General features: G+C 72.1%; 19 protein-coding genes and 2 tRNA genes. 9 read left to right on the forward strand and 12 right to left on the reverse strand.

The genetic code is table 11. The features are described 5' to 3' along the window. Nucleotides 1–173 precede the first annotated feature (173 nt). Complete coding sequence (locus tag GVV04_RS04225) at nucleotides 174–317, reverse strand: hypothetical protein (protein WP_161684723.1); 144 nt, start codon at nucleotides 315–317, stop codon at nucleotides 174–176. Between the two features lie 293 nt (nucleotides 318–610). Here GVV04_RS04225 and GVV04_RS04230 point away from each other — a divergent pair, with 293 nt between their 5' ends. Further along, nucleotides 611–838 (forward strand): hypothetical protein, encoded by a 228-nt coding sequence (locus GVV04_RS04230; RefSeq protein ID WP_161684725.1) that lies wholly within the window; start codon nucleotides 611–613, stop codon nucleotides 836–838. A gap of 77 nt (nucleotides 839–915) precedes the next feature. Here GVV04_RS04230 and GVV04_RS04235 read toward each other — a convergent pair whose 3' ends face one another. From GVV04_RS04235 to GVV04_RS04260, 6 genes are all read right to left on the reverse strand, one after another. Continuing rightward, nucleotides 916–1,713, reverse strand: a complete 798-nt coding sequence (locus GVV04_RS04235; protein ID WP_161684727.1) for a carbon-nitrogen hydrolase family protein — start codon at nucleotides 1,711–1,713, stop codon at nucleotides 916–918. Nucleotides 1,714–1,810: 97 nt separating this feature from the next. Continuing rightward, nucleotides 1,811–3,115 carry an ATP-dependent Clp protease ATP-binding subunit ClpX gene (gene clpX / locus GVV04_RS04240; protein ID WP_161684728.1) on the reverse strand — a complete coding sequence of 435 codons (1,305 nt, stop codon included), beginning with the start codon at nucleotides 3,113–3,115 and terminating at the stop codon, nucleotides 1,811–1,813. A gap of 208 nt (nucleotides 3,116–3,323) precedes the next feature. Then, on the reverse strand, nucleotides 3,324–3,986 hold the full coding sequence (locus GVV04_RS04245) for an ATP-dependent Clp protease proteolytic subunit (RefSeq protein WP_161684730.1): 663 nt from the start codon (nucleotides 3,984–3,986) through the stop codon (nucleotides 3,324–3,326). Nucleotides 3,987–4,000: 14 nt separating this feature from the next. Then, on the reverse strand, nucleotides 4,001–4,642 hold the full coding sequence (locus GVV04_RS04250) for an ATP-dependent Clp protease proteolytic subunit (protein WP_161684732.1): 642 nt from the start codon (nucleotides 4,640–4,642) through the stop codon (nucleotides 4,001–4,003). Nucleotides 4,643–4,812: 170 nt separating this feature from the next. After that, a complete protein-coding gene (gene tig / locus GVV04_RS04255) occupies nucleotides 4,813–6,165 on the reverse strand; it encodes a trigger factor (protein ID WP_161684734.1) in 1,353 nt (450 codons plus the stop codon). A gap of 143 nt (nucleotides 6,166–6,308) precedes the next feature. Next, a tRNA-Pro gene (locus GVV04_RS04260) sits at nucleotides 6,309–6,382 on the reverse strand. A 451-nt stretch (nucleotides 6,383–6,833) separates the two neighbouring features. On the opposite strand from GVV04_RS04260, the gene GVV04_RS04265 reads away from it, so the two are divergent. The 4 genes from GVV04_RS04265 to GVV04_RS04280 all read left to right on the forward strand — a co-directional run bounded on the left by GVV04_RS04265 (nucleotide 6,834) and on the right by GVV04_RS04280 (nucleotide 9,737). Further along, nucleotides 6,834–6,907 (forward strand) — tRNA-Gly (locus tag GVV04_RS04265). Between the two features lie 691 nt (nucleotides 6,908–7,598). Beyond that, entirely contained in the window at nucleotides 7,599–8,066 is a 468-nt protein-coding gene (locus GVV04_RS04270; protein ID WP_161684736.1) for a hypothetical protein, read from the forward strand. 275 nt (nucleotides 8,067–8,341) lie between these two features. Further along, nucleotides 8,342–8,743, forward strand: a complete 402-nt coding sequence (locus GVV04_RS04275; protein WP_161684738.1) for an effector-associated constant component EACC1 — start codon at nucleotides 8,342–8,344, stop codon at nucleotides 8,741–8,743. Then, nucleotides 8,727–9,737, forward strand: coding sequence for a caspase family protein (locus tag GVV04_RS04280; RefSeq protein ID WP_161684740.1), 1,011 nt, complete (start codon nucleotides 8,727–8,729; stop codon nucleotides 9,735–9,737). Before GVV04_RS04275 ends, GVV04_RS04280 begins: the two co-directional genes overlap by 17 nt. 93 nt (nucleotides 9,738–9,830) lie before the next feature. Here the strand turns inward: GVV04_RS04280 and GVV04_RS04285 are convergent, their stop codons facing one another. Next, a complete protein-coding gene (locus GVV04_RS04285; protein ID WP_161684742.1) occupies nucleotides 9,831–11,294 on the reverse strand; it encodes an ATP-binding protein in 1,464 nt (487 codons plus the stop codon). An 11-nt stretch (nucleotides 11,295–11,305) separates the two neighbouring features. Continuing rightward, nucleotides 11,306–15,829 (reverse strand): hypothetical protein, encoded by a 4,524-nt coding sequence (locus tag GVV04_RS04290; RefSeq protein ID WP_161684744.1) that lies wholly within the window; start codon nucleotides 15,827–15,829, stop codon nucleotides 11,306–11,308. A gap of 245 nt (nucleotides 15,830–16,074) precedes the next feature. Between GVV04_RS04290 and GVV04_RS04295 the strand changes: the two genes are divergently transcribed. Beyond that, nucleotides 16,075–16,557, forward strand: coding sequence for a Pycsar system effector family protein (locus tag GVV04_RS04295; protein ID WP_161684745.1), 483 nt, complete (start codon nucleotides 16,075–16,077; stop codon nucleotides 16,555–16,557). A gap of 94 nt (nucleotides 16,558–16,651) precedes the next feature. Continuing rightward, nucleotides 16,652–19,429, forward strand: coding sequence for an Hsp70 family protein (locus tag GVV04_RS04300; protein ID WP_161684747.1), 2,778 nt, complete (start codon nucleotides 16,652–16,654; stop codon nucleotides 19,427–19,429). An 87-nt stretch (nucleotides 19,430–19,516) separates the two neighbouring features. Here the strand turns inward: GVV04_RS04300 and GVV04_RS04305 are convergent, their stop codons facing one another. Further along, the gene (locus GVV04_RS04305) at nucleotides 19,517–21,397 is read right to left on the reverse strand and encodes a propionyl-CoA synthetase (RefSeq protein ID WP_161684749.1); all 1,881 of its coding nucleotides are present in this window, start codon (nucleotides 21,395–21,397) and stop codon (nucleotides 19,517–19,519) included. 289 nt (nucleotides 21,398–21,686) lie between these two features. Continuing rightward, nucleotides 21,687–22,244, reverse strand: coding sequence for a hypothetical protein (locus GVV04_RS04310; RefSeq protein WP_161684751.1), 558 nt, complete (start codon nucleotides 22,242–22,244; stop codon nucleotides 21,687–21,689). Nucleotides 22,245–22,354: 110 nt separating this feature from the next. On the opposite strand from GVV04_RS04310, the gene GVV04_RS04315 reads away from it, so the two are divergent. Further along, complete coding sequence (locus GVV04_RS04315; RefSeq protein ID WP_161684753.1) at nucleotides 22,355–23,587, forward strand: GNAT family N-acetyltransferase; 1,233 nt, start codon at nucleotides 22,355–22,357, stop codon at nucleotides 23,585–23,587. Nucleotides 23,588–23,653: 66 nt separating this feature from the next. Further along, a complete protein-coding gene (locus GVV04_RS04320; RefSeq protein ID WP_161684755.1) occupies nucleotides 23,654–23,974 on the forward strand; it encodes a hypothetical protein in 321 nt (106 codons plus the stop codon). 21 nt (nucleotides 23,975–23,995) lie between these two features. Here the strand turns inward: GVV04_RS04320 and GVV04_RS04325 are convergent, their stop codons facing one another. Continuing rightward, nucleotides 23,996–24,472 carry a ribose-5-phosphate isomerase gene (locus tag GVV04_RS04325; RefSeq protein WP_161684757.1) on the reverse strand — a complete coding sequence of 159 codons (477 nt, stop codon included), beginning with the start codon at nucleotides 24,470–24,472 and terminating at the stop codon, nucleotides 23,996–23,998. Nucleotides 24,473–24,507 lie beyond the last annotated feature (35 nt).

The following is a 24,507-nucleotide window of genomic DNA, read 5'->3' on the forward strand; positions in this document are numbered from 1 at the left end:
AGTGTTGCCAAAGGAATCCCAACCAGCCGAAACCCTAAAGTCCGACCAGTCCGGGGTATAAATCATAATTGGCACTGGCTTATCAAGCACCCTGTTGAGTTCTCAAAGAACAACCACACACCATCCGGTGAATCCCACTTAGTGGGACCCCCTTCTGGGGCAACCTCGCTAACTTAGCCGATCGCTTCTTCGCCGTCAACCTCGTTGCCGAGGTTTTCTTTGCTGATTTGATCGACCCCACGTTGACGCTCGCCAGAATTGGCGTTCGTTTCTGTCGTGGGAAACCGCAGACCGGCCGATCGCCGCTTCGCGGCCATCCGCCCGGCTCCTGCCGGCTTCAGCACTCTACCCGGCCGGCTTCGCGATCGCAACTCCGTCTCACCGGCGTTGCTCGCACCACCCAGGTTCCCAGCCTCGCTCGGCGTCTCCGCCACGAGCCTGGCGCTTGCTTTCGGCCGGTTTGTCCGGCCTCCCGCTTGCAGAGAGAAAGTTACGCGTACGACCAAGAGAAGGCAAATCAGTCCCCGTCAATGCTGCCGCCGGGTGGCACCCCGGGGACCGTCCAAAGGCTCACCCGCACACCATGCGCCGGCGTGCCAGAGTGTCTGGCATGGATGACGCTCCCGCCCCACCGGCGGCCACGCTCGCCGAGGAAGCCCTGCTCGGCCTGCTGATGCCCTTCTGGCAGCTGGTCATCGGCGCCGTCGTACTGGTCGTCATCCTGGTGTCGGTCACCCGGCTGGCCCGTCGCGGAAGATCCCGGATGACCACCGCACTCCTGGTGACCGCCGGCGCCATCGCCGGCCTCACCGTGATCGGTGTCCTGCTCCAAGGCTGACGACCGGCCACCCGCCGCCCTGTGGGCTGGCCCCGGCACCGGCCGCGGGTTCCAGACCGGCCTCCCGGTAGCGGCGCTCAGAGACGACGGTTCGCCAGGCTCGGCAGCTCGGCGCGGATCGCCCGGAGCCGCTCCAGGTCGAGGTCGACGACGGTCAGGCCGGGGCCGTCCGGCACCTGGCCGAGGACCGTCCCCCACGGGTCGATCACCATGCTGCGGCCGAAGCAGGTACGCCCCGGATCGTGGTCGCCCGTCTGACCGGCCGCCGCCACGAAGCACTGGTTCTCGATGGCCCGGGCCCGCAGCAGGACCTCCCAGTGGTCCCGCCCGGTGTGCAGCATGAACGCCGCCGGCAGCACCAGCAGTTGCGCGTCCCCGTCCGTGACCAGTTGCCGGTAGAGCTCGGGGAACCGCAGGTCGTAGCAGATCGACAGGCCGACCCGGACGCCTTCGACGTCGACCACCACGGGCTTCTCCCCTGGTGCGACCGTCGCCGACTCCAGGTAGGAGACCCGCCCGGGGATCTCGACGTCGTACAGGTGGATCTTGCGGTAGCTGGTGACCAGCGTGCCGGACCGGTCGAAGACCAGCGAGGTGTTGAAGGTGTGTTCCGGATCCGGGCCGACCTCGTGGAAGGATCCCGCGACCAGCCAGATGCCGAGCCGGCGGGCCACGTCGGCGAAGAACCGGCCCACCGTGCCGTCGACGGGCTCCGGCGCGGGCAGGCCGGCAGCGGGGCCCAGGTAGTCGACGTACTCGGGGAGGACGGCCAGGTCCGCGCCGGCCGCCGCGGCGCGGCCCAGCAGGGCCTCCGCGGCCGCGAGGTTGGCCGCCCGGTCGTCGCGGGCGTTGAGCTGGCAGACGGCGACACGCATGGCCCTCAGCGTACGGCCGAAAAAGCGCCCGCGACAGCCTCGGACTTCTCCGGGGCCGCCGCGGGAACACCGCTCCCCCGATCAGGGGGAGCGCAGGTCAGGCCGACTTCTCCTCGCGGTCCCCACGGTCGCGACGGGCCCGGCGGCCGGTGAACTCCCGCGGCACGATCGTCGGGTTGACGTTCTCCAGGACCACCTCGCGGGTGATCAGCACCCGGGCGGCGTCGGGGTTGCTCGGCACCTCGTACATCGCGGAGAGCAGAACCTCCTCGATGATGGCGCGTAGGCCACGGGCCCCGGTGCCGCGCAGCATCGCCTGGTCGGCGATCGCCTCCAGGGCCGGATCGTCGAACTCCAGCTCGACGCCGTCGAGCTCGAAGAGGCGTTGGTACTGCTTGACCAGGGCATTGCGCGGCTCGGTGAGGATCCGCACGAGGGCCGACCGGTCGAGGCTGCGGACGTTGGTGATCACCGGAAGCCGGCCGACGAACTCGGGGATCAGCCCGAACTTCAGCATGTCCTCCGGCATCACCTGGCTGAAGATGTCGTCGGCCGAACGGTCGGAGATCGACCGGAGCCGGGAGCCGAAGCCGGTGCCGCCGTGGCCGGTGCGAGACTCGATGATCTGGTCGAGACCGGCGAAGGCGCCACCGCAGATGAACAGCACGTTGGTGGTGTCGATCTGGATGAACTCCTGGTGCGGGTGCTTCCGGCCGCCCTGCGGTGGCACGTTGGCCACCGTGCCCTCCAGCATCTTCAGCAGGGCCTGCTGGACGCCCTCGCCGGAGACGTCCCGGGTGATCGACGGATTCTCCGACTTGCGGGCGATCTTGTCGACCTCGTCGATGTAGATGATGCCGGTCTCGGCGCGCTTGATGTCGTAGTCCGCGGCCTGGATCAGCTTGAGGAGGATGTTCTCCACGTCCTCGCCGACGTAGCCGGCCTCGGTCAGCGCGGTGGCGTCGGCGATGGCGAAGGGGACGTTCAGCATCCGTGCGAGGGTCTGCGCCAGGTGCGTCTTGCCACAGCCGGTCGGCCCGAGCAGCAGGATGTTCGACTTGGCCAGCTCGACGGCGTCGCTACCGGAACCCGGCGCGCCGGCCGCCTCGGCCTGGATCCGCTTGTAGTGGTTGTAGACCGCGACCGCGAGCGCCTTCTTGGCCTGGTCCTGGCCGACCACATAGTTGTCGAGGAACTGGCAGATCTCCATCGGCTTGGGAAGCTCTTCCCACTTCACCTCGCCGGACTCGGCCAACTCCTCCTCGATGATCTCGTTGCAGAGATCGATGCACTCGTCGCAGATGTAGACCCCAGGGCCCGCGATGAGCTTCTTGACCTGCTTCTGCGACTTGCCGCAGAAGGAGCATTTGAGTAGGTCGCCGCCGTCACCGATCCGTGCCACCTACGTTCTCCCTGCACTCATCGGCCGGTGCACCGGCCATGACTTGCGGACGTTGCGCCCCGTCCGGCTCTGTTCGCCCGCCGACCCGACCCGACGCAGCGGTACGGACCCGACGTTACCCGCTGGCGGGGGTTTCTCCGACCCCCAATTCGGGCGTGTCAGAGGCCGACCGGGAACCCGGCCGGCCGGCCTCCGACCCGTTGCTCGGTCAGCGGGCCGCGTTGGCGGCCAGCAGGCCCTTCTTGCGGCTGGTGAGGATCGTGTCGACCAGCCCGTACTCGCGGGACTCCTCGGCCGTCATGATCTTGTCCCGGTCGATGTCCTTGCGGACCTTGTCGAGCGGCCGGTTGCAGTGCTGGGAGAGCATGTCCTCCAGCTGGGTCCGCATCCGCAGGATCTCCCGGGCCTGGATCTCGATGTCCGAGCCCTGCCCGTAGCCGCCCTCGGTCGCCGGCTGGTGGATGATGATCCGCGAGTTCGGCAGCGCCATCCGCTTGCCCGGCGTGCCGGCGGCCAGCAACACGGCGGCCGCGCTGGCGGCCTGACCGAGACAGACCGTCGAGACGTCCGGCCGGATGTACTGCATCGTGTCGTAGATCGCCGTCATGGCGGTGAAGGAACCGCCCGGTGAGTTGATGTACATGGTGATGTCGCGGTCCGGGTCGGTGCCCTCGAGCGTCAGTAGCTGCGCCATCACGTCGTTGGCGGACGCGTCGTCCACCTGGACGCCGAGGAAGATGATCCGGTCCTCGAAGAGCTTGTTGTACGGGTTGGACTCCTTCACCCCGTACGACGTGCGCTCGACGAACGACGGCAGGACGTAGCGGTTGTGCACGGCCGCGAACTGGGGCGGCAGGCTCAGGTCGGTCATCGTCAGCTCCTCGCTCAGCTCAGGGTCCCGGCGCCTTCCGGAACCTGGGTGGCTCCGGTGATCACCTTGTCGATGAAGCCGTAATCCCTGGCCTCCTGGGCGGTGAACCAGCGGTCGCGGTCCGAGTCCGCCTCGATCTGCGCCTGGGTCTGGCCGGTGTGGTGCGCGACCCGCTCCTGGAACATCCGCTTCGTGTAGAGCATCTGCTCCGCCTGGATGGCGATGTCGGAGGCGGTGCCGCCCATGCCGCCGGACGGCTGGTGCATCATGATCCGCGCGTGGGGCAGGGCGTACCGCTTGCCCTTGGTGCCCGCGCAGAGCAGGAGCTGGCCCATGGAGGCCGCCATGCCCATCGCCACGGTCGACACGTCGTTGTCGATGAACTGCATGGTGTCGTAGATCGCCATGCCGGAGTAGACCGAGCCACCCGGCGAGTTGATCCAGAGGTTGATGTCGCGGTCCGGGTCCTCCGCGGCGAGCAGCAGCAGCTGCGCGCAGATGCGGTTGGCGACCTGGTCGGTCACCTCGCTGCCCAGGAAGATGATGCGCTCCTTGAGCAACCGGTTGTAGACCGAGTCGTCGAGGTTGCCAATGTTGTCGCCACCGCGGGCCTCGATCGCCCGGAGCGGCTTCGCTGGGATGTGCATGTCGGTCATGGCAGCCCTTCGCTCTCCGTACCGTCTTCCCCGACACTAACCGCTCACCCGGGTGACACAGTCCCGGTCGGGGCGCTTTTCGCTCTCAGCGCAGCCCCTCCCAGACGTACCCGGAAAAGGGTTTCGGCCGCCGTCCACCGGGACCGGTGGACGGCGGCCTCAGCCGACGATCAGTGCTCGTGGTCGTGGTCGTGGGCCTCGTCGCTCTCGGCGCGGATCGCGTCGAGGCTGACCTCGTTGCCCGCCGAGTCCTTGATCTTGATGTGCTCCATCACCGAGGCGAGCGCCTTGCCCCGCCGCACGTCGCCGAAGACCGCGGCCGCCGCGCCGGAGCGGACGAGCTGGTCGTAGTACTGCTGCGGGGCCATCCCGGCGCGCTGGGCGCGGTGGACGATCTCGTGGCCGAACTCGTCGTCGGAGACCTGGACGTCCTCGGCGTCGGCCAGGATGTCCAGCAGCAGCTGGATCTTGACCCCGTCGGTCGCCGCCTCGTTCAGCTCGGCGTCGATCTGCTCCTCGGTCTTCTCCTCGGCGGCGAGGTACTCCTCCAGCGAGGCGCCGATCCGCTCCAGCTGGTCGACCATGGCCTGCTTGCGGCTCTCGACCTCATCGCGGACCACGCCCTCCGGCGCCGGCACCTCGGCGGCCTCGACGAGCTGCTCGAGGGCCTTGTCCCGGGCGGCGTAGATCTGCTCGACGCGCTTGCCCCGGGTGACCTTCTCGCGCAGGTCGTCGCGCAGCTCGTCGATGGTGTCGAACTCGCTCGCCAGCTGCGCGAAGTCGTCGTCGAGCTCGGGCAGCTCCTTCTCCTTGACCGTGCGCACGGTCACCGCCACCTCGGCGTCCCGGCCGGCGAAGTCGCCGCCGACGAGCTGGGTGGTGAAGGTGGTGCTCTCGCCGGCGGCGAGGCCCACGAGAGCCTCGTCCATCCCCGGCAGGAGCTGCTTGCTGCCGACCTCGTGGGAGATGTTGGTCGCCTGCCCGCCGGGGACGTCCTCACCGTCGACCGTGGCGTTCAGGTCGATCTGGACGTAGTCACCCTCGGCTGCGGCCCGCTCGACGGTCTTCAGGGTGGCGAACCGCTCGCGCAGGTTCTTCACCTGCTCGTCGATCTCGCTGTCGTCGATCTGGAGCTCGTCGACGGTGACCTCGATGCTGTCCAGGTCCGGCAGGGTGATCTCGGGCCGTACGTCGACCTCGGCGGTGAAGTTCAGCGAGTCACCGTCGTTGAACTCGGTGATCTCGACATCGGGGCGGCCGAGGGTCTTCAGGTCATGCTCGCGGACCGCGGCGAGGATGTTCTGCGGGATGGCCTCCTGCACCGCCTCGTTGAGGACGGTGCCCCGGCCCACCCGCTGGTCGATCACGGCGGTCGGCACCTTGCCCCGGCGGAAGCCCGGCACCTGCACCTGCGAACCGATCTCCCGGTACGCCTTCTTGAGGCTCGGCTCGAGCTCGACGAACGGCACCTCGATGGCGAGCCGCACGCGCGTCGGGCTCAGAGTCTCGACGGTGCTCTTCACAGGCGTACTCCTTGACGGATCTCAGTTGAGTCTGGGCGTAATTCGGCCCATCGAGTGTAGGTGAGCCGACGCGGCTCTCCGGCAGCGCCCGGGGGCCGCGCGGAAACGGCGGCTCCCGGGACGCTCCCGGCCGCGGACGACAGTCGGGGTGGCGGGATTTGAACCCACGGCCCCTCGCTCCCAAAGCGAGTGCGCTACCAAGCTGCGCCACACCCCGTGGCGACGAGAAGTGTATGCCTTGGCCGCCTGCCCGGGGTGCCGGGGCGGGGCCCGACACCCCGGAACCACCCCGAAGGGACACCGGACCACAATCGGCGCACGCCCCACCACCCCGACGGGCCGGCGGCGCGCGGGCCGCCGGTGAGATGCGCCGACGGCCAACGCTGAGCGCTCCCCCTCCGACGACCCTCGATCCTGCCCCGACGGGACCAGGCCGACGGGAGGCAGGACCGACGGGGCCAGGCCGCGGGGCCAGGCCGCGGGGGGCAAGGCCTGCGGGGGCAAATACAGGGAAAGTGTGGCCATGCCGTGCTGGGAGGCCACACATTCCGCGAATCTGCGGGGTTTTGTACGGGGAGGGGTGGGTGGGGCGGTGGGGGGAGACACGGATGCGCGGCGGGGCCGGGCACCAGGTAGGCTGTCGGCGCGAGCTGTACGGCAGGTCGCACGCGGGCGTAGCTCAATGGTAGAGCTTCAGTCTTCCAAACTGACTACGCGAGTTCGATTCTCGTCGCCCGCTCCAGGAGTACCGGCCCAGGTCAGTGGCACTTTCGTCGCACCTGGGCCGCTCTCGTTTCAGCCCTTACTGATCTTGCGTGCCATTGGCGTGCCAGTAGCGCCGGCCGTGCCGTCCGAGGCGGGTTCGCGTACCGGACGCTTGGGCTTCTTGTCCTTGCCGGCTTCTGCTTCACCGGCCTGTCGCAGGCCTTGTCCTTCGCCTTGCCGGGCTTGAGCACGCGCCGACCCATGAAGCCGGTGGTCATACGACTCCCAGCGCGACGGCGACGAGCGCGAGCGGGCCGGCCGACGTCGTGGTCGTGGCGCTCGGCCGCCACGCCGCTTCACGGCGTGCCACCGGGTATCGAAGTCCAGGCGCGCAACAAGCCGCCGACACGGCAAGCCGCCCCCGGCCCGAAGGCCGGGGCGGTGAACCGTACGCACGCCGGACAGCCACGCGAAGCTGTCGGTTCAGGTCACGCGGCTTGAGGTCAGGGTCGGAGAACGGGGGCCGGCAACGAGTTGAGCCAGAACCGATGCCAGGCGCTTCCGTTCGGCTCGGAGACTCGACCACTCCGAGGCCGGTAGCCGCAGCACGTTCCGGTCCTTCTCGCCGACGGTCGATTCGAGTTGTCCACATTGAGTGACATCGGCTAGCGTGCCCGCCTGTGAAGCCTTTTCGGATTACCTCTGCTCTGTTGATCTGCACCTCCCTGATGGCTCTCACCGCGTGCGGTGGGGAGGAGGAGACCCCGACCACGGCCGGGTCCACGCCGTCTGCCTCCACGGTTCCCTCCTCGGCTGCTGCCTCCGCCTCCTCGGTGCCGTCCTCGTCGGCCGCAACGGACGCCAAGGGCGGCACGAGCGACAAGAAGCTCTGCGAGTCGGCGAAGAAGGCCGGGAACGACATGAAGGCCCAGTTCGTCGCCGCCATGCAGTCCGGCGACCCGTCGCCGGCCGCGTTCAAGAAGATCCTGACCGATCTGGACGAGAAGCTGACCACGTTGGCCTCCACCGGGGGCGACAGCAAGGTGGCCGCCGCCCTGAAGCAGTTCGGGGTGGAGGCATCCAAGGCCGCAGCGGCAGCGGACCCGGCAGACGCCGCCGACAACCCCGCCTTCGAGAAGGCCGGCGCGGACATCACGGCCGCATGCAAGGCTGCCGGAGTCAACGTCAACTTCTGACGACATCATCTCCAGCGGCTGATTGACCACCAGCGCGGCTGTCATCGCGGCCTCCCCAATCGGCCGGCGATGACAGCCGCGCTCGGTTCTCACGGATTCTGATTCCGTCGCCCGATCCATACTCGACCCACCTGGTTGTCGGTCAGAGACGGGCACCGACGTGACAAGAGTCGGAGATCAGTCACTCGGCCGGAGTCTCCCAAGACCTTCGGAACTGCCACCGTTGGTCGGCCTCGGCTAGCCTGGATCACACGCGGTCGAAGCCAGGAGGCGCAATGGAACTGTGGCTCAGAATCGACAACGATCCGGCGGGGACCGAGGCGACGACGCTCTACCGTTGGCTCGCCCGCGACCGCCAACTCGCCCGGCACGCGCGGCTCTCCCCGGCCGCCGGGGCACCGACCGACGGAGAGATGAGCGGCGGCTCGTTGGAAATGGTCAACGTCGTTCTCTCCAACAGCATCGCGCTGGCCAGCCTGATCACCTCGATCGTGGCGTTCCGGAAGGCGCAGAAGCAACAGCGGGGAAGCTCCGGTGATCCGATCATCGTGCTGCTGGAACGACCGGGCAGGTCCATCGCCATCGACGACGACTCCACGGCCGAAAGCGTGATCGAACTGCTCGATGCGGCGGATCCCGCCGCGGCCGGGGTGACCTCCGATGGCAACGCTCGCTGACCCGACCGCCTCCCGAGCGGTACTGGTGGGAGTGCCGGAGTACGACTCGCTGCCGCCCCTGCCTGCGGTGCGTGAGAACGTCGGCGCGCTGCGCCGGCTGTTCGCCGACCCGGCGGTGTGGGGATTACCCACCGAGAACATCCTCGTGCCGGACCTGACCGGCCCGGACCCGCTCGGTGCCGTGATGGAGACGCTGCGCTCGGCCGCCCGGGAGGCCACCGACACCCTGCTCGTCTACTACGCCGGTCACGGCCTGACGAACATCCTGACCGGGGAGCTCGTCCTCGCCCTGCCCGGCGTCGAGGATCTCGACCAGTGGTGGCGGGTGCTGTCCTTCGACCACATCCGTCGGGCACTCACGGACCCCACCCTGGCTGCCGCCCGCCGGGTGGTCGTCCTGGACTGCTGCTACTCGGCGCTGGCGCTGGCCGGCGACATGGGGTCGGCGCCGGCCAGCATCGACGTTGCCGCGCTCACCGAGGTCAACGGGGCCTACGTGCTGACCGCCTGCGCCGAGTCGGAGACGGCGAAGGCGCCGCCCGGCGCGCAGTACACCGCCTTCACCGGTGAGCTGATCACCGCCCTGGAGGACGGTATCGCCGACGGTCCCGAGCTACTCGACCTGCACACGCTCTACCGACACCTGGCCACGGTCCTGGCCGGGAAGCGCTGGCCGGTCCCCCAGCAACGCAGCCGCAACTCGATCGGGGACCTGGCCCTGGCCCGCAACCGGGCCTGGTCGGCGCCCGCCGCCCCCGTCGACGGCGACGACGCGGGGCGGAGCGGACCCGTCCTCCGGCGTATCACCGTCCCGGCGACCGAGCGCGCCCGCCTGCTGCAGCGCGCCGGCAACTTCCCGGGTGCGGCGGCGGCGCTTCGCAAGGCAGCGGTCGACCAGGAGCCCGAGGCGCTACGCCAGCACATCAGGCAACTGCGCCGGGCGAATCGGCACTCCGAGGCCGCCGCGCTGTGGCGGCTCGCCGAGGGCGTGTAGGACGCCGAGGGCACGCAGGAACGACGAGGGTCCGGCGTCCTCGGGGAGGCGACGTCTGTGCTTCCTCGCCGGCCGGAAGGAAGACCGGCCCGGTCAGGCCTCCGGCAGCCCGCCGAGGCTGCGTTCGGCCCGGCGGCGTAGGTCAGCGTCCAGTGGGTTGCCGCGATCGGCAGCCTGCCGGGCCTGCGTCACCGCCTCCGCGCGTTCCTTCCAGACGGTCGGATCACCGCCGAGATGGGACTCGAACAGGTTCCAGTTCAGCAGCACGAGTTCGATGACGTCGGCGGTGTCCAGGCGGTCGAGCGGGTCGAGCCGGTCAGCCGGGACGAGCGGGACGCCCTCCGGCCCGCCGTGCCAGCGCCCGGCGGTCGCCGCGCCACCGGCCCGCCGGCTCAGCTCCGCGCCCCAGCCCGCACCCCACGAGCGGGTCAGCCGCTCGCGGACGTGGGCGCGCAGCGTCAGGTCCCGGTCGATCCACCAGCCGTGCAGCGAATCGGTCAGCACCATGCGGCGTACCTGTTGGGCGAATTCCGGGGACAGCAGCGCCACCGTGGCCCCGTCGGGGCGGACGAGGCCCAGCCGACGCAGCAGCGCGATGTCCTGCGAGCCGATCGTCAGGTAGGTCCGGGTGAGCACCTGGTACAGCAGGTCTCCCCCGCGCCCGCCGGTGTCCGCGTTGAGGTTCGTGATCGAGCGGGTGAACTGGTCGCGGAACTGCGATTCCACCTGCTCCCAGGCCAGCTCCGCGTCCAGCTGGTCGGTCAGGTGCGTCTCCACGAGTTCGTGGCAGAACAACTCGATCAGGTACGGGTGGTTCCCGGCCCGCCGGACGATCTCGGGCCGCAGGTCGGTGAGGTCGACGCCGGCGTCGCCGGCCCGGGCCAGCATGGCGGCGACCTCGTCGTCCCGGAAGGGGCCCACCGGCCGTCTCATCCCCATCACCCCGTCGAGCGTCGAGTGGGCCACGGCGGCCAGCTCGATCGATTTGATCGACCGGCGGGACAGGGTCACCAGCCCCGCGGAGTAGTTCTTCTCGCTGACCAGGTCCCGTAGGAGCTGGAACTCGACGCGCCGGAAGGCCTCCGCCTGGTCGAACTCGTCGAGGATCACCCCGACCCCGATCCCGGCGCTGCACAGAGCGCCGAAGAACGCCTCGAAGCACTCCTTCAGGTCCAGCCACTCGGTGCTGCTGTGCACCGACAGCTCGATGTCGTTGAGGCCGGCGAGCCAGTCGGGCGGCGTGCCGTCCCCCGGCTGGTTGAGCCGCTCGGCCGCCTGGCGCACGCGGGCGACGACGGCCCGGAACACGTCGGCGCCGCTCTCGTACGCGGCGACGCTGAGGTAGACCACGAGCAGGTCGGGGCGGTCGACCGCGAACAGCTCCTGAGCCCGGCGTACCACGCTGGTCTTGCCCATCCGGTGGTTGCCCTGGAGGCTCAGGTTGGCCGGGCGCGGGCCCCGCCAGGAGTTCTCCAGCAGGCGCAGCAGGTCCCGCCGGCCCACGAATCGTTCGGCGGTGGCCACCTGCCCGACGCCGAGATACGGGTTGACCGTCATGGCCGCCGACCCTAGCGCCCCAGCTCGATGGACGCCCCCACGTGGTGCATCAGCAGCCAGTCCTGGTAGAGGCGGACGACGATCCGGTACGCGCCCCCCTCCTTGCGTACGACGTCCCGGATCACCAGGTCGTTCAGCAGCTCCGTGAGGTCACCCCTGCCCAGGTAGACGGCCTGCACCCGTTCGATGGTGGCCAGGCCCTGCCGGGAGGCGACCGCCACGGCCAGCAGGACGGGGCGGAAGTGCTCGGAGGTGGGGGCGTCCGGCTCGGTGTAGCCGGCGGTCTCCAGGTTGTCGAAGTCCTCCTCGCCGAGCGAGTCCAGCAGTTGTTCCCGGACGAGTTCCACGTCGGCCTCGGTGACCAGCGGGGCCCGGTTCAGGTTCATCTGCTCGACCAGGGAGAAACAGAACTTCTGGATGTAGAAGGCGCTGCCGCCGGTCAGCTCGACGATCCGGTCCACGGCGTGCTGCCGGTACCGGCTGTGCCCGTCCCGGCCCCCGATGAGGATGGGTAGCTCGATCAGCTTCCGGGCGTTGATGTCGTCGAGGTAGGTGACCCGCTCCCGGGCGAACACCACGAAGACGTTGGCGTGCTCGCGGATCACCCGTTCCAGCGCGTCCTGGCCCACCACCACGAGGTGGAAGACGCGCCGTTCGATGATCGCCTTCAGCGCCTGCATGAACGACTGCGGCAGCAGGCCCTTGCGGATCCACTCGTCGAAGTACTGGAACTCGTCGATCAGGACGACGACGTGCGGCGGCCGGTCGAGCGTGGCGAAGTAGTCCTCGATGATGGAGATGAAGTCCACCACCGGCTGCGGGCTGGCGGCGAACTGTTCCCGGGTGACGTCTGCGGCCAGGCGGGGCCGGCCGGCGCCGGCCGGGTCCTCGAGCAGTTTGCGGCCCGTCCGGTTGAGGATCTCCCAGAGCAGCTCGCCGAGCAGGGCGTGCGGGCCCCGGTTGACGAGGCCGCCCTCGGGGTTGAAGCTGCCGATGTTGCCGAGGTCGACCACGATCAGGTTGTTGGACGCCCGCCGCTCGCTGAGCCGGTCGATCAGCCGGAACCGGATGGAGGACTTGCCGGCCCGCTTCTGGCCGAAGATCGCCACGCCGGTGCCCGGCACCGGGGCGAGCCGGAGCCGGCGTTCGATGTTGTCGAGCAGCTCCTCCCGGCCGAAGAACATCTCCGGGTCCTGCACCGGGGCGCCCGTGGAGCCCTGGAAGAACGGGTTGTCGATCTCCTCGAACTTCGACGGGTCGGCGAGCTGGACGGCCAGGCTCGCCTCCACCTGGTCGTACTCGTCGTCGGAGCGGGATCGGTACAGCAGGGTCACCGGCAGCGAGAAGGCGCCGGCCCGGACCCCGCTGTCGCTGACCCGCAGCTTCACCACCAGCACCCGGTGCTGCCCGCCGCTCACCGCGCTGGTCAGCCGCAGCACCTCGTCCTGGGGGATGAACAGGTCCGGCTCGCTGCGGATCCGCAGCTCCCCGGACTCCAGCGGGGCCATGCCCTCCTTGTTGCGGATCTCGATCTGCACCGTCACCAGCCCGTGCTGGTCGCGGTTGCTCTCGGCCAGCGCGAGCGCCAGGTCCGGCTTGGGACGACGCTCGGCCAGCAGGTGGTCCTGCGCCTGCTCCACCAGCGAGGCGATGCGGACGGCGATCGGGTCGACGCCCTCGACCGCGAAGCTGGTGGGCGCCTTCGCCACCTCGCTGCGTACCCCCTTCATGGTGTCCGTCACCCGGCGCAGCGAGGCGTCGCGCTCCTCGAAGGACTCGGCGTAGATGAACTGGAGCAGCTCGCGCAGGGCGTCATCGATCCGGCTGAGGCTCTCGCTGTCCGAGTCGACCTCCGGACGCACCTCGGAGAGCCGGACCAGCGCGGTCTTGATGACGTCCTCGGCGATCGTCAGCTCGTGCAGGGGTGCCAGGGCGGCGACCTTCCGTCGCTGCTCCCGCCCCCAGGCCGCGCCGTACCGCTGCCATGCCTCGCGCATCACCTCGAAGGGCGGCCGGCCCGCCGGATGCTCGTCGGGCCAGTCGTCGAGCAGGTCGCCGTCGAGGTAACCGCGGTCGGCGAGGTACCGGGTCGCGGCGGTACGCAGCTCCGGGTCGTCCTGGATGACCGCGGTGACCCGCTCGGCCGCCACGTCCGTCTGGGCGACGAGCTGCGCCACCAGCGGAAAGATGGCGTAGCTGTGCTGGTGGAGCTGTTTGCGCAGGATCGGCGCGACGACCTCGTCGATGGGCGCACCGTCGGGGGTGGAGTCGCGCCGCCAGCTCAGTGCCGGCCGCCCGTCGAGGGAGAGGAAGAACCGGCCGATGGCCAGCCGGGCGTCGCCGCCCCGGGCGGGGTTGCGCAGCCGCTCGGAGGCGGCCAGCGCCTCGCAGTACAGGTCCCGGGCGGCCTCGCTGGCCTGCCGGTCCAGCACCAGGTCGGCCAGCGCCGTGAGGCCGCTGCACAGCCAGCCGTGCAGCTGGTCCTCGTCGTCGTCGCGCCCGTTGGCGCCGTACTCCCGCAGGATGGCCGCGGCGGAGATGTAGCCGTCGGCGCTGTTCTCCCGCTGGTACCCCCGCGAGTGCCCGGCGTTGTCGGCGAGCCGCAACGCGTCGCGGAAGATGGGCTGCTTGTTCTCCCGCTTGCGCTGGTCCTTGATCCCGGCCGCCTGCTCGGAGTACCGGTCCATCACGTAGGCCACCAGGGCCGAGGTGAACAGGCGGTCGATGAACTTGGGTGTGCTGAGGGACAGCTCGTTGCCCTGGCGGATCGCGGCGACCTGGCGGCGGATGTCGTCCGCCCGGTCGGTGCTGTCGTCGCGGATCAGGTTCTCGGCCTCGTCCAGGCTCGCCGACGTCTGCTGCTGCACGTACGCCATGGCGAGGCCACGCCGGACGGCGGGGTTCGCCGGGGTGGCGTCGAGCAGCGTCCTCCACTCGGGGATCGAGTCCTGCCCGGCGGAGAACTTCACGAACGCGATCTGGTGGAGCAGGTGCCGTCCCTTGGAACTGGACGGGTCCCGGGAGGCGAGCTGGCGGTGCAACGCCTCCAGCGCGTCGCGGTACCTTCCGGCGGCGATGTAGAAGTCGATCAGGATGTTGTCCAGGGAGTCGCCGGGCGGCACCACCCCGGGGAACTCGACCTCCAGGATCCGCAGCGCGGCCTCTGCGCCGTCGAGCCGTTTGATCAGCCAGGCGAGGTCCTTCACCGCGCTCTCGCGCTTCGGCCCGCCCGACCGGATCTCCTCCCGGTACGCGGCCTTCGCCCCCTCGAAGTCGCGCTTCTTCTTGTTCAGGTGATCTGCGCGGGCGAAGTGGTCGCTGGCCGCCCGCGCGGGTGCGGCGGGTGCCCGGGGCGCGGGATCGGGCGACTTCTCCACGGTGCGGCGGGGGGTGGGCAGGAGCCTTCCGGGCACGCCGGGCCGACCCGGCGCACCCGGCCGGACGGCCGGCGGGAAGCCCGCGGCCCGGAACCGGATCGGACGCGGCTGGGCCCCCTCGGGGCGGGCGCGGGCCTCCGGCGTCACGCCGCCGGGGCAGGCCTCCTCCACTGCCCGCCGGGTGATGGGCGGCAGGTTGGGGGCGAGGAGCAGGTCCCCCAGGGGCGCCCGGGAGCCGGCCGCGTCCAGCACGCCCAGCAGCGCGTGCCAGGCCGCCGAGTCGATCATGGGAGTGATGTTGCGGAAGTACCGGAGCAGGGCGTACACCACGGCGTCGCTGTCCGCGTTCTTCGCCGCGGCAACGGCCAGCAGCCGCCAGCTCTCCGGGTCGGCGGTGAGGTCCGCCGCGGTGGCGAAGTACTGCTGGGCGCTCGCCGGGGCGGCGTTGAGCAGCTCGATGACCCCGATCAGGTGGTAGAGGTCGCCGTTGACCGGGTCCGCGGTGAGGATCCGGCGCAGGCCCGTCGCGATCTGACCCAGCCGGCCGAACTTGGGCGCCAGCTCGTTGATGTTCGCGGCGTTGCGGTACCGCTGGTACTCGGCGTGCAGGCCGCTGTACTGGTCCTGCGGGACGTCGATGTCGAAGGACACCTCCACCGGCATCGAGGCCACGGCGCGCAGGGCCAGGTCCGAGGTGACCGCGGTGGAGACGGCGGCCACCTCGACCGGCGCTACCGGCCGGGCGTCCTCGGCTGCGGGCATCGCCTGTTGCGGGGGTTGTTCGGCGGCGGCCGGCGGGACGGGGTCGTCGGCGGCCGGGGTCGGTCGCGGGGCGGGCTCGACCGGCTGCGTCGGCGGGACGGGCTCGGTCGTCGGCCCGGGCTCGGCGGCCGGCACCGCCGCCGGGGCGGGCTCGACCGGCTGCGTCGGCGGGACGGGCGCGGCCGGGGGCGGCTCGGCCGGGGGCGTCCCCACCAGGGTTCGCAGCCCGAGGATGCCCGCGAGGGCCAGGACGCTCCGCCCGCCGTCCGGCTGCTGGAGTACGAGCCGGTTGAGCGTCAGCTCCACGAGTTGGCCGACGAACGGGTCGCCGGTGATGAGACGGACCTCGACGTGATCGCCGACCCGCGCGACCGATTGGACAAAGTCAGCGTCCATCACACTCCACAGTCGAACGTTGGCCGGGCAGATGATCTGCCTACCAGCTAGCCCGGACCACGGCAGCAGTGTCAAGCGCAAAGCCGACAGTAATCGCCGACGCCGGGGTCCTTCCGTCCGGCGCGGGAGGCCCCCGGCTCGTCGAGTTGGCCCCGACTCCCGTATTGAGACAGGTGACTGAAACGACCTATCGGCCGCCGGCCGTTCTCGAATAGCCTCACGGCGTGGAGCAAGAGGATCCGTGGATGGTGCTGCAGCACGCCAATGACTGGCTCCGGCACGCCGACACGAAAGCAAGCCTGATACTGACCCTCAACGGCGCGTTGATCGGGCTGATCGCGCTACGCGTGCAGACGCCGGGCCTTTTCGACCGCCAACCGTTCGTCACAGCTCTGCTGCTGGTAGCAACCGGGCTCCTCGCCGGCAGCCTCGCATTCAACGTCATCGCCGTCGCGCCCCGGTCCGTGGCGACCGGCCACCAGCGGTCGCTGCTGTACTTCCACCACGTCGCCACGGAGTTCGAGACGAGTGAGGCGTCGTTCGTCGAGGAGTTCACCGCGCTGATCACCGACAAGGAGGCGTTGCGCCGGCAGGTGGCCAGCCAGGTGTGGGCGAACAGCCTGGTCGCGCGACGCAAGTACCGGCACCTCAACTGGGGGATCCGCTTCACCGCCGGAGCCATCCTGGTGATCGTGTGCGCGGGCGTTCTGGGGGTCGTCGGCGGCTGATCGCCGCCTCCGTCGGCACCTCACCGCCCCGGAGTCCGGGCTGCGTACGATGCGTAGCCGGACATCCCCTCGTCCCCGGCGGAGGTAACGGCACATGGCAGGCCAGCACGAGGGCTTCGCCCTCGGCGTCGACCTCGGCACGTCCAACACGGTGGCCGTGCTCCGTTGGCCGGACGGGCGGACCCGGCCGCTGCTGATCGACGGGCAGCCGGTCGTCCCCTCCGGCGTGTACGCGGACACCGACGGGCGCCTGCACGTCGGCCGGGACGCGCAGCGGCTGGCGCAGGCCGACCCGGGCCGCTACGCGCCGAACCCGAAACGCCTGATCGACTCCCCCACCGTGCCGCTCGGCGACCGCGAGTACGCCCCAGCCGACCTGCTGGCCGCGATCCTGCACACGGTGGGCCAGACCGCGGTCGCCACGGTCGGTTTCCTCCCCCCGGCGGTGCTGACCTGTCCCGCGTCCTGGAACGACGCCCGGCGTCAGGTCCTCGCCGACGCGCTGCTGCGCGCGGGCTGGCCGCAGGCTGCCGAGCACACCCTCTCCGGCCCCACCCCACTCGGCACCCGGCTGCTGCGCGAGCCCGTCGCCGCCGCCCGCTACTACGCCCAGGTGCTGCGCCGGCCGGTGCCGGTCGGCGGCTCCATCGCCGTGTTCGACCTGGGCGGCGGCACCCTGGACGTGGCGGTGCTGCGCAACGAGGGCGCCGACCCGTGGGGCGACTCCGGCTTCGCCGTGACCGCCACCGGGGGCGTGCCCGACCTCGGCGGGCTCGACCTGGACGCCGCCCTGACGAGCCGGCTCGGCGAGCTGGTGTCCGCGACCGACCCGGCGCGGTGGGCCCGGCTGACCCAGCCGGCCGACGCCGGGCAGTGGCGGGACCTGCACCGGCTCCGGGAGGGCGTCCGCGAGGCGCGGGAGATGCTGTCCCGGGCCCCGGTCGCGCCGGTGGTCGTGCCGGGATCGCAGGAGGTCGTCCAGCTCACCCGGGAGGACCTGGAGCGGGTGGCCACCCCGCTGCTGGCCCGGGCCGTGGCCGAGACCGGGCGGGTGATCGCCGCCGCCGACCTCACCCCCGACCGGCTCGTCGGCCTGTTCCTGGTGGGCGGCCCGACCCGGATGCCGCTGGTGGCCCGGATGCTGCACGCCGAGTTGGGCGTCGCGCCGACCGTGCTGGAGCAGCCGGAGCTGCCGGTGGCCGAGGGGGCACTGACGGACCTGCCGGTCCCCCGCCCGCCACGACAGGCCGCGCCGGCGGGTGGCGCCGGGGGCGTACCGGCGGCCGCGCCTGCGGTGGCCGGGGCCGGCGGCCCGCCACCCACCTGGGTCGACGGCGGGCCGGGGCTACCGCCGACCGCAGCCGCCGGGCCGGGGCTGCCGCCGACCGCAGCCGCCGGACCGGGGTTACCGCCGACCGCGCTCGCCGGGCCGCCCGGGATCGACGGAACGCCGGACGCCCCGTGGGGCGCGCCCGTCTCCGGTACGCCGGCACCGCCCGCCACCCCCCGGCGGCGGGCGCTGTGGATCACGGTCGCGGCGGTGCTCGCCCTCGCCGGGCTGGCCGGCGGCGGCGCCCTCTGGTACACCCGGGACCGCTACCCGGGGCTGGAGTTCCAGAAGACCCTGACCGAGGTCGAGCGCATCCCCGCCGGGGCGGACCGGCCGGCCGAGACCTTCACCGCGTTGCTCGGCGACACCGGCTACGCGGCGTACCCGCTGCCGGACGACCGGCTGGAGATCGTGGCGGTCGACGCGGAGACCGGCAGGGAGCGGTGGCGCAAGCAGACGACGCAGACGTCACAGCGGTGGCAGTCGCTCGTCGCGGTGCCCGGGGCGGTGGCGGCCTTCTCCGACGCGTCCGGCGGCGACACCTCCCGCGAGGTGGTGGTGCGCGACACCGCCTCCGGCGAGCAGCGGTGGTCCCGGACGATCCAGGACGACGACCGGGTGTTCTTCGGCCAGGATGTGGCGGTGCTCGTCGACCGGGACGGCAACCGGCTCGTCGGCCTGCGGATGAGCGACGGCACGGAGGCCTGGAGCCGGGACAACCCGCGCAACGGGTCGGGCGACGCCCGCAGCACCGTGCTGCGCGTCGAGACCGCCGAGGGGGCCGGCGGGCCGGCGTACGCCGACGGGACGCCCCGCGACCCGTGGCGCGGGAAGGTCGACCGGATCGTCCAGATCGGTGCGGACCGCTCGGCCCGGCTGATCGACCTGGACAACGGGTCGGTGCTGCGCACCTGGTCCGGGGTCGCGGACCGCGACGACCTTGTGGTCGCCCGGGACGACCGGCTGTACGTGGTCGACGACTCCACCGTCGGCCGGTACCGGCTGCTCGGCTACGACCTGACCCGGGCGGCCCAGCCGACGATCCTGCACAGCGCCACGGAGGACGGGCGGCGGGCGGAGGCGCTGGTGGCCTGCGGTGAACACCGGGCGTGCGTGCTGGAGGTGCCGTCCGGCGACGCGGACCGCGCCGAGGTGGTGGCGGCCGCCGAGGGCGCGAGCCCCCGGCGCTGGGCGACGCCCGGGGCGAAGGACCTGGTGCCGGTGGGTGAGCACCTGCTCGTGCGGCGCCAGTACCCGGAGTCGACGTCGACCCTGTTCGACCCGGAGGGCAAGGCGGTGCTGCGGGACCGGGACGGGGTGGCGGTCCGGCTGGACGCCGGCAACATCCTGGTCTTCGCCGACAGGCTCAGCGGCAGCGAGGCGGACCCCAGCATCGCCGGGATGACGGTCGGCTCCCCCGACCCCGCCGAGCTGGGCCGGGCCAAGGACGTGCGCGGCGAGTCCTGCTCGTGGAACACCAGCGTGCTGTTCTGCGGCTCGGCGAAGGACTTCGTGCTGTATCGCTTCGCCCCCACCCCCTGACCGGCCCGGACACCTGACCCAGCCCCACGGCGGCGAGCGCCGCCCGGCCCCGACCCTCGGTGCGGTGCGATCGGGGCCGAGCGGGCGTCAGTCGGCGGCGGCCAGGTTCCGGAAGAAGCCGAGCGTGGCCGGGTCGTCGATGGTGGCCGGGACCGGCTCGTCGCGCCCCTCCACCAGGCCCCGCATGGTCCGGCGCAGGATCTTGCCGGACCGGGTCTTCGGCAGGGCCGGCACGACGGTGACCCGGCGGAACGCGGCGACCGGGCCGATCCGCTCCCGCATCCGGGCGACCAACTCGGCGGCGAGGACGTCCGGGGCCACCTCGACGCCGGCCTTGAGCACCACGTACCCGCTGGGCACCTGGCCCTTGAGCTGGTCCGCCACGCCGATGACAGCGCACTCGGCCACCGCCGGGTGGCCGGCCAGCACCTCCTCCATCGCCCCGGTCGAGAGCCGGTGCCCGGCCACGTTGATCACGTCGTCGGTGCGGCCCATCACGTACAGGTAGCCGTCGTCGTCGAACCGGCCGCCGTCGCCGGTCAGGTAGTAGCCGGGGAAGGTGCTCAGGTACGACCGGACGTAGCGCTCGTCGTCGCCCCAGAGGGTGGGCAGGCAGCCCGGGGGCAGCGGCAGCCTGATCACGATCGAGCCGTCGACGCCCGCCGGCACCTCCACGCCCCGCGGGTCCACCACCCGCACGTCGTACCCGGGGACGGGCACCGACGGCGAGCCGGCCCTGATCGGCAACGGCTCCAGCCCGCGCGGGTTCGCCGCCACCGGCCAGCCGGTCTCGGTCTGCCACCAGTTGTCGACCACGGGCACACCCAGCCGCGCGCCGGCCCAGGCGAAGGTGTCCGGGTCGAGGCGCTCGCCGGCCAGGAACAGCGTCCGGAGGCTGGACAGGTCGTACCGGCCGATCCGCGTGCCGTCCGGGTCCTGCCGGCGGATCGCCCGGATCGCGGTGGGGGCGGTGAACAGGGCGGCGACCCGGTGCTGCGACACGACCCGCCAGAACGCGCCCGCGTCCGGGGTGCCGACCGGCTTGCCCTCGTAGAGCACCGTCGTCGCCCCGGCGAGCAGCGGGCCGTACACGATGTAGGAGTGGCCGACCACCCAGCCGACGTCGGAGGCGGCCCAGAACACGTCGCCGGGCCCGATGCCGAAGACGTTGGCCATCGACCAGCGCAGCGCGACCGCGTGGCCGCCGTTGTCCCGGACCACGCCCTTCGGCCGGCCCGTCGTGCCGGACGTGTAGAGGACGTAGAGCGGGTCGGTGGCGGCGACCGGGACGCAGTCGGCCGGCTCGGCGCCGTCGAGGGCCTCGTCCCAGGTCAGGTCCCGGCCGGGGGTGAGCGGCGCGGGGTGCTGGGGGCGCTGCACGATGACGCAGCGCTCCGGGGCGTGCTCGGCCTCCGCCAGCGCCGCGTCGAGAATCGGGTGGTAGGGCACGATCCGGTCCACCTCGATCCCGCACGAGGTGGCCACCACCACCTTCGGCCGGGCGTCGTCGACGCGGGCCGCCAGTTCGTGGGCGGCGAAGCCGCCGAACACCACGGAGTGCACGGCGCCGATCCGGGCGCAGGCCAGCATGGCGACCACCGCCTCGGGGACCATCGCCAGGTAGAGCAGCACCCGGTCGCCCCGTCCGACCCCCAACCGGCGCAGGGCCCCGGCGAACCGGGCGGTCGCGTCGCACAGCTCGGCGTACGTGTAGGTGCGGGTCGTGCCGGTGACCGGGCTGTCGTGGATCAGCGCGGGCTGGTCGCCGCGTCCCGCCGCCACGTGCCGGTCCAGGGCGTTGTGGCAGGTGTTCAGCTCCCCGTCGGGGAACCAGCGGTACAGCGGGGCCCGGCCGTCGTCGAGGATCCGGTCCGGCGGCCGGTGCCAGTCGATGTCCGTCGCCGCGTCCCGCCAGAAGGCGGTCGGGTCGGCGATGCTCCGCTCGTACGCTGCTCGATACGCACCCATCCCGCCATGGTGGGACGTGCCGCCCGGCCGGCACGACGGTCGGCCCGCTCCGGTGCGCCGGACGCACCTGCCGGGTCGCCGAACGGCGGACCGGGCTGCCGACCCCACGGTTGTCATCCGCCGGCGCCCGCCGCGGATGAAGCCCCGTGGGGCGGGTAAGTAGCGCCGCCTGGTGAGGAACGGCCGGCGTCGCGGCGGACCGCGACTCCGATGCCCGGGCGGGCGGCCCTGCGCCGACCCGCCCGGGCGCAGGACCACCGCACCGGTGCGGCCCCGGCCCGGCCGGGGGTCAGTTGCCGGTGACCCAGTTCCAGGCGGAGACCACCCACTCGGTCTGCTGGAGGTAGGCGACCCCCAGGCCCACCAGAAAGATTGCCGTCACGATGTGGGCACCCCGCGCGCTGCGCCGGATCCGCCCGAGCTGCCGCTCCCAGATCACCCGGCCGAGCAGCCGGGACAGCCCGAACAGGCCGGCCGCCACCAGCAGGCTCAGCACGAAGGTGAGCAGCGGTGCGCCGAGGTTGCCCCGCCCGGAGATGGCCCAGATGCCCCAGCAGACGAAGGCGAAGAGGGCCCCTGCGGCGCTCCACTCGCCGCCGAGCCGCAACTGGGCCAGGTGCCAGCTCAACGGGCGGCGCGGCGCCGGCACGTCGCCGGACCAGAGCCCGTCGTGCCCGTCGTGCCCGCCCTGGTCGATCGTGGGGAACGGTTCGGTGCGTGGAGTGCGCGGCTGCCCCACGGAGGCCACACCCCGGCGGAAGGCGTCGCGCTGCGGCGGCACCCCGACACCCGGTTGCGGCGACACCTCGACGGTCCGCTCCGCCCACGGCTGTGTCTGGTCTGCCATCTCGTGTCCTCCCCCTGACGTCGGTGCCGGCACGGGCCGGCCCCACCTCCGAGGGTAACGAGCCGGCAAATCGGTCGCCCGCCCCGTGTGGCGTCCGGTAGACACGGGCGATGACGAACCCTCCACCGCCGATCCGGGTCGGCCGGCCCGACGACTTCGACGACCTGGCCCGGATGATCGAGATCACGTTCCACACCACCCTCGGCGAGGAGACCCGCGAGGCCGAACGGGGCATCTGGGAGCCGCACCGGAGCCTGCTTATCCGGGACGACGCGGAGCTCGTGGCGCACGTCTCGGCGTTCACCCGGGAGCTGACCGTGCCGGGTGCCACGCTGCCGGCCGCCCACGTGACCATGGTCGGGGTGCTGCCGACCCACCGCCGCCGCGGCCTGCTCACCCGGCTCGTGCGCCAGCAGTTGCGCGACATCCGGGACGCCGGCCGGGAGCCGGTGGCCGTGCTCTGGGCCAGCGAGGGCCGGATCTACCCCCGGTTCGGCTACGGCCTCGCCGCCCAGGAACTCACCGTCGAGTGCGCCACCACCGAGCTGCGACTGCCCGCCCCGGCCGCCGCCGAGGGCCGGCTGCGCCTGGACCAGCCGGTGACACGGCAGGCCGACCTGGCCCGGCTGTACGACCGGCTGCGCGCCGACCGCCCCGGCTGGTCCGACCGGGACGACCGGTGGTGGCGGTACGTGCTGAGCGACCCGGCAGACGAGCGCTCGGGCTCGACCGAGCGCCGGGTGGTGCTGCACGAGAGCCCGGACGGTGAGATCGACGGGTACGCGCTGTGGCGTTCGCGCCGGGACTCCGACGCGGCCGGCCCGCGCGGCGTGACGATCGTCGAGGAGATGGTGGCCGTGGACCCGGTGGCCCGGCTGGCGCTGTGGCGGCTGTTGCTCTCGCTCGACCTGACCCGCCGGCTCTCCTACCGGGGGCCGGTGGACGACCCGCTGCTGCGCCTGGTCGACGAGCCGCGCCGGCTGGTGGCCCGGCTCTCCGACGCGCTCTGGGTGCGGGTGGTGGACGTGCCGGCCGCGTTGGCCGCCCGCCGGTACGCCGCCGAGGTGGACGTCGTCGTCGAGGTCACCGACGAGTTGCTGCCGGAGAACTCGGGGCGCTGGCGGCTGACCGGCGGGCCGGACGACGCCCGGTGCGGGCCCACCGACCGGCCGGCCGACCTCGCCTGCGACGTGCGGGCGCTCGGCGAGCTGTACCTGGGCGGGACGGGGCTGACGACGCTGGCCGACGCCGGGCGGGTCCACGAGCGGCGCCCCGGCGCGCTGGCCGCCGCCGGGCCCGCGTTCGCCTGGCACCGGGCCCCGGCGGGGATGGGCATCTTCTGACCGCCCCGCCGGCCGGGCCTCCCCGTGGGGCGGGCGCGGCGGCGGAGCGGGCGGTACGGTCGGCTGATGGGTGACGTGGATCGACGGCGACGCCGGCTGAGGCACCACTCCGACGCCGAGGCCCCCACGGCGCCCCCGGCCGGGGTGCGGGACGCGGGCGAGCCGCCCCGCCGTCGGGGCGGCCCGGCCGGTGAGGAGCGCGACGGCGAGCGGGGCCTGCGAAGCCTGGTCGGGCCCGGCGCCTCCCAGGTGGGGCCCCTTGCGGCGATGCGGGCCCGGGACGCGGCCCGCCCGACCGAGGAGGACCTGGCCGAGGCGGAGGCCCGGGTGGTCGTCGTCCGGCGCAACTGGGTGCCCCGCGAGGAACTGCCCCGCCCCGGCCGCTGACCCGACCGGGCCGCCGACGGGTCAGGGCAGTTCGGGCAGTTCGGGCAGTTCCCGGCTCTGCTCGTACGCGGCGACCTGGTCGATCCGGCGGGCGTGCCGGGGGTTGCCGGAGAACGCGGTGGTGAGGAACGCCTCGACGATGGCGGCGGCCTCGTCCAGGGTGTGTTGGCGGGCGCCGACGGCCACCACGTTGGCGTCGTTGTGCTCCCGGCCGAGCTGGGCGGTGTCGATGTTCCAGGCCAGCGCCGCCCGGACGCCCGCGACCTTGTTGGCGGCGATCTGCTCGCCGTTGCCCGAGCCGCCGATGACCACGCCGAGGCTGCCGGGGTCGGCGACCACCCGGGCACCGGTGTGCAGGCAGAACGCCGGGTAGTCGTCGTCCGGGTCGAAGGCGTGCGGGCCGACGTCGACCAGCTCGTACCCCTGCTTGGCGAGGTGGCCGGCCAGGTGCACCTTCAGCTCGAAACCGGCGTGGTCGGATCCCAGATAGACGCGCATACCGCGCAGTCTGTCAGGCCGTCGTCCGCGCCGCC

Origin of the sequence: Micromonospora rubida (assembly GCF_009908295.1) — a bacterium.
Classification (GTDB): domain Bacteria; phylum Actinomycetota; class Actinomycetes; order Mycobacteriales; family Micromonosporaceae; genus Micromonospora; species Micromonospora rubida.